This window comes from Cylindrospermopsis sp. CR12 (assembly GCF_001432185.1).
Classification (GTDB): Bacteria; Cyanobacteriota; Cyanobacteriia; order Cyanobacteriales; family Nostocaceae; genus Raphidiopsis; species Raphidiopsis raciborskii.
On sequence record NZ_LMVE01000007.1, the window covers coordinates 5,338 to 5,586 of the forward strand.

Consider the following 249-nt stretch of genomic DNA (forward strand, 5'->3'; position numbering starts at 1 on the left):
AACAAACCAACCGGATATATATAAATGCGATTGCGAAGCACTCCCTAGGGGAGATCGCCAATTACCCGTTATTGTTTAAATTAATCCATACCTGGAGACTGTCTGTGGGGGAGACCGGGAATCAATTTTGGGTCTCAAAGCGAAAGTCGGTTTTAAACCGACTGGTTTTGTGATATTGTAAGTTGAGTTCAATAACTCAACATCCCTAAACAAACTATGTTATATTAAATTAAACCGATTAAGTCAGTA